Here is a 4,435-nt window from a genome sequence, read left to right on the forward strand (position 1 = left end):
GGGCTGCGCGCATCACTCATACGGAGCACTTGCCCCCGCGCGCGGGCCGCCATGCCGTCTGGCCCGATCGGATTCGACCGGAGGTCGTCGCGGCAGTCCAGGCCCGTGGAATCGAACACCCCTGGGCCCACCAGGCGCGCGCCGCCGAGCACGCCCTCGACGGCGACTCGGTGGTCGTCGCCACGGGTACGGCGTCCGGAAAGTCGCTGGCGTATCTCGTCCCGGTGCTGTCGGCCCTGCTGGACGGCTCCGAGGCACCCAACGGGCGTGGCGCCACCGCCCTCTACCTGGCCCCCACCAAGGCCCTGGCGGCCGACCAGTGCCGCGCGGTGAAGGAACTCGCGCGCCCGCTGGGCAGGGCCGTACGCCCCGCGGTGTACGACGGTGACACCCCGCCCGAGGAACGCGAGTGGATCCGCCAGTACGGCAACTACGTCCTGACCAACCCCGACATGCTGCACCGCGGGATCCTGCCCTCGCACCCGCGCTGGTCCTCCTTCCTGCGCGCCCTGAAGTACGTCGTCGTCGACGAGTGCCACACCTACCGGGGTGTCTTCGGCTCGCACGTCGCCCAGGTGCTGCGCCGCCTGCGCCGGCTGTGCGCGCGCTACGGCTCCTCGCCGGTCTTCCTGCTGGCCTCGGCGACCGCCGCCGAGCCCTCGGTGGCCGCCGGCCGCCTCACCGGTCTGCCCGTGGTCGAGGTGGCCGACGACGCCTCGCCCCGCGGTGAACTGGTGTTCGCCCTCTGGGAGCCCCCGCTCACCGAACTGCGGGGCGAGAGGGGCGCGCCCGTCCGGCGTACCGCCACCGCCGAGACCGCCGACCTGCTGACCGACCTCACCCTGCAGGGCGTGCGCTCCGTCGCCTTCGTACGCTCCCGGCGCGGCGCCGAGCTGATCTCGGTGATCGCCCAGGAACGGCTGGCCGAGGTCGACCGGCCGCTGGCCCGGCGTGTCGCGGCCTACCGGGGCGGCTACCTCCCCGAGGAGCGCCGCGCCCTGGAACGCGCCCTGCACTCCGGCGAGCTGCTGGGCCTGGCCGCCACGACCGCCCTGGAACTGGGCGTGGACGTCTCCGGCCTGGACGCCGTACTGATCGCCGGCTACCCGGGCACCCGCGCGTCCCTGTGGCAGCAGGCGGGCCGCGCGGGCCGCTCCGGCCAGGGCGCCCTGGCGGTCCTGATCGCCCGCGACGACCCGCTGGACACCTTCCTCGTCCACCACCCCCAGGCCCTGTTCGACCAGCCGGTCGAATCGACGGTCCTCGACCCCGACAACCCCTACGTCCTCGCCCCGCACCTGTGCGCGGCCGCCGCCGAGCTGCCGCTCACCGAGGAGGACGTCGAACTGTTCGGGCCCGCCTGCCCGGAGCTGCTGCCGCAGCTGGAGGCCGCGAAGCTGCTGCGCCGGCGGGCGAAGGCCTGGCACTGGACCCGCCGGGAGCGGGCCGCGGACCTCACCGACATCCGCGGCGAGGGCGGACGGCCGGTCCAGATCGTCGAGGCCGGCACCGGGCGGCTGCTCGGTACGGTCGACGCGGGCGCCGCGCACACGACGGTGCACGAGGGCGCGGTCCACCTGCACCAGGGCCGTACGTACCTGGTGCGCTCCCTCGACCTGGACGACTCGGTCGCCCTGGTCGAGGAGGCGAGCCCGCCGTACACGACGGTCGCCCGCGACACGACGGCGATCTCCGTCCTGGAGACGGACATCGAGGTCCCCTGGGGCGACGGCCGCCTGTGCTACGGCTCCGTCGAGGTCACCAACCAGGTGGTCTCCTTCCTGCGCCGGCGACTGATCACCGGTGAAGTGCTGGGCGAGACGAAACTCGACCTCCCTCCTCGTACGCTGCGCACCCGCGCGGTGTGGTGGACGGTCACCGAGGACCAGCTCGACGAGGCCCGGATCCACCCGGAGATCCTCGGCGGCGCACTGCACGCCGCCGAGCACGCCTCGATCGGCATGCTGCCCCTGTTCGCGACCTGCGACCGCTGGGACATCGGCGGTGTCTCCGTCCCGCTGCACCCCGACACGCTGCTGCCCACGGTGTTCGTCTACGACGGCCACCCCGGCGGCGCGGGCTTCGCCGAGCGCGCCTTCCACACCGCCCGTGCCTGGCTCGCCGCCACCCGCGAGGCCATCGCCTCCTGCGAGTGCGACTCCGGCTGCCCGTCCTGCATCCAGTCCCCCAAGTGCGGCAACGGCAACGACCCACTGCACAAGCGGGGGGCCGTACGGCTGCTCACCGTGCTGCTGAAGGGGGCACCGGAGGAGAAGGAGAGCCCGGCTTAGCCCGCGGGGGTGCCGGGTGCCGTGGCGGGGCCCGATGCGCTCGTCGGCCCTCCCGTGGATCCCGGCGGCACCGGCGGCACCGGCGGTGCCGCCGTGTCGTCCGGTGGGACCGCCGGCCCCGCCCTCGCTCTCACCTCCGCCGTGAAGGGCCCCCGTTCCGACACCGCCGTGACGTCCGAGGTGTCGCCGACGACGACGCACCGGACGAGCCGGGTGCCCTGCGCCCGGGCCACCCGGTCCGCCCGTGCGCAGGCGGCGGCGGAGCCCTCGGCCCAGTGGCCCGCCGCCGCAAGCGCCGCGAGGTCGGCGGCCCCGGCCGCGCGGTGCCGGCCGACCACCGCCTGCCCGAGGGCGAGGCCGGCGCCGAACACCACGCAGAGCAGGGCGATCGCCCCGACGCTCCACACACTGGCGGACCCTCGGTCCGAGAAACGACACCTCATGGCCCCGCCCCTGCCGGCGTCCGCGTCCCCACCGTGTCCTCCGCCTCCGCGACGGCCTCCTCCCTCAGCTGGAAGGGCAGCACGCCCATCCCCGGCGGGTCGGCCACGACGATCACGTGCACGTAATCTTCCCGACGGGTCACCGTGACCCTCGCGCCGCGCGGTGCCACGTCACGGGCCACCTGGACGACCGCGCCCTCCGGGTCCTGGCGGGCGGCCGCCCGGGCGCCCGCCCTGGCCGCGTCCACGCACTGGATCTGCGCGAGCACCACCAGCAGCCCCCACACCAGCGCCGTCACCACCAGCACCAGCACGGGCAGAGCCATGGCGGCCTCCGCCGTCACGAACCCCGCGTCGACACCCTGCCGCCCGTCCTGCCACTCGTCCCGGCGTTCACGTCCGCGCACTGAGCGCCCGCTTCACGATGTTCTGCAGTTCGGCTTTGACCTGCCCGCTCGTCACCACCTCGTACAGCAGCACGGCGAACGCCACCGCCGCGATGATCCCCATCGCGTACTCGGACGTGACCATCCCCGTGTCCCCGCGCATCCGGCGTACCAGGGCACGCAGCCGTGCCCGCACTTTCCCGTACATCTCGACCCCCGTAAGGTCTCGGTCTGTTGTTCCCTCACCGTGTCCCGCGTCCGTCCCGGGTCCTCTCCTTCAGCCACCACCCCCGCTCAGCAGTCCGCCCGCGAGGCCGATCAGCACCGGCAGCACGCCGACCGCGACGAAGGCGGGCAGGAAGCACAGGCCCACCGGCGCGGTGACCAGAACGGCCGCCCGGCGCGCTCCGGCCGTCGCGGTGCGGGCCCGGTCGGCGCGGACGTCGGCCGCGAGCCGCGCGACCGGTCCGGCGGCGGGCAGCCCCGACTCGCCGGCCCGCTCCAGCAGCCGCGCCAGGGCCGCCGCTCCCGGTATCGAGGCGAGCCCGCGCCAGGCATCGGCCGGTTCCCCGCCGAGCCGTACCTCCGCCGCGCCCCGGGCCAGCCCGTCCCCGACCGGTCCGCCCAGAGCCTCGCCGACCGCCTGGGCGGCGATCACCGGACCGGCACCGGCCGCGATGCAGGCCGCCAAGAGGTCGGCGGCGAGAGGAAGTTGGCGGGCCGCCTCGGCCTCGTCGAACTCCGCCTCGGGGCGGCTCTCCGTCCGTCGCCGCCACTGCCACACCCCGGCCGCCCCGGCCAGCCCGGCCACGGCTCCGACGAGCCCGCCGACCACCACCCATCCGGCGCCCGCCACACCCACCACCGGCAGCCACCTCCGCACGGCACCCGGCACCCACGACCGCGGCCCCGGACGTCCGGACTCCTCCGTTCCCAACAGCGAAGCCATCCGCCGCCGCACGCTCCGCTCCCGGCGCACCCCCTCCAGCCATCGCACCAGCAGCCACAGGAGCACCGAAGCCCCCACGGCCATCCCCCATCTGTGGACAACGCCCGCGCTCACGCCGCCTCCGCCGCTCGTACGATCCGCAGGGCCCACCACAGCCCCGCACCCTCCAGCAGGCCGCCGATGACCAGGCAGCCCAGGCCCGCTCCCGTGTGCAGCAGCACACGCAGAGGGTCGGCCCCCATGGCCGTGCCCAGCAGGAGTCCCAGGGCCGGCAGGCCGGCGAGCATCACGGCCGTCGCCCTGGCTCCCGACAACTGGGCGCGCAGATCGGCGCGCTGGTCCCGTTCCGCCCGCAGCGCCCCGTCG

The 4,435-nt window shown here is 75.3% G+C and carries 4 protein-coding genes and 2 pseudogenes; 1 reads left to right on the forward strand and 5 read right to left on the reverse strand.

Annotated features, from left to right (window positions below):
* Positions 1 to 2,291 (forward strand): annotated as a pseudogene (locus RH94_RS08805) (DEAD/DEAH box helicase); the annotation flags it as partial.
* Here the strand turns inward: RH94_RS08805 and RH94_RS08810 are convergent.
* The 5 genes and pseudogenes from RH94_RS08810 to RH94_RS08830 all read right to left on the reverse strand — a co-directional run.
* Positions 2,288 to 2,734, reverse strand: a complete 447-nt coding sequence (locus RH94_RS08810; RefSeq protein WP_073947067.1) for an Rv3654c family TadE-like protein — start codon at positions 2,732 to 2,734, stop codon at positions 2,288 to 2,290. The pseudogene RH94_RS08805 and the gene RH94_RS08810 overlap by 4 nt on opposite strands.
* Complete coding sequence (locus tag RH94_RS08815) at positions 2,731 to 3,141, reverse strand: TadE family type IV pilus minor pilin (protein ID WP_073947068.1); 411 nt, start codon at positions 3,139 to 3,141, stop codon at positions 2,731 to 2,733. The genes RH94_RS08810 and RH94_RS08815 overlap by 4 nt, the downstream gene beginning before the upstream one ends.
* Complete coding sequence (locus RH94_RS08820; RefSeq protein ID WP_073947069.1) at positions 3,128 to 3,328, reverse strand: DUF4244 domain-containing protein; 201 nt, start codon at positions 3,326 to 3,328, stop codon at positions 3,128 to 3,130. The genes RH94_RS08815 and RH94_RS08820 overlap by 14 nt, the downstream gene beginning before the upstream one ends.
* 69 nt (positions 3,329 to 3,397) lie before the next feature.
* Positions 3,398 to 4,183 carry a type II secretion system F family protein gene (locus RH94_RS08825; RefSeq protein WP_073947070.1) on the reverse strand — a complete coding sequence of 262 codons (786 nt, stop codon included), beginning with the start codon at positions 4,181 to 4,183 and terminating at the stop codon, positions 3,398 to 3,400.
* A pseudogene (locus RH94_RS08830) lies at positions 4,180 to 4,435 on the reverse strand (type II secretion system F family protein); the annotation flags it as partial. The gene RH94_RS08825 and the pseudogene RH94_RS08830, both read right to left, overlap by 4 nt.

This window comes from Streptomyces kebangsaanensis (genome assembly GCF_001906585.1).
In the GTDB taxonomy this organism is placed as follows: Bacteria; Actinomycetota; Actinomycetes; order Streptomycetales; family Streptomycetaceae; genus Streptomyces; species Streptomyces kebangsaanensis.

Excerpts from the sequence above, each read along its gene's own strand:
- RH94_RS08810 (WP_073947067.1), bottom strand. The coding sequence starts at position 2,734 with ATGAGGTGTCGTTTCTCGGACCGAGGGTCCGCCAGTGTGTGGAGCGTC.
- RH94_RS08820 (WP_073947069.1), bottom strand. The coding sequence starts at position 3,328 with ATGTACGGGAAAGTGCGGGCACGGCTGCGTGCCCTGGTACGCCGGATG.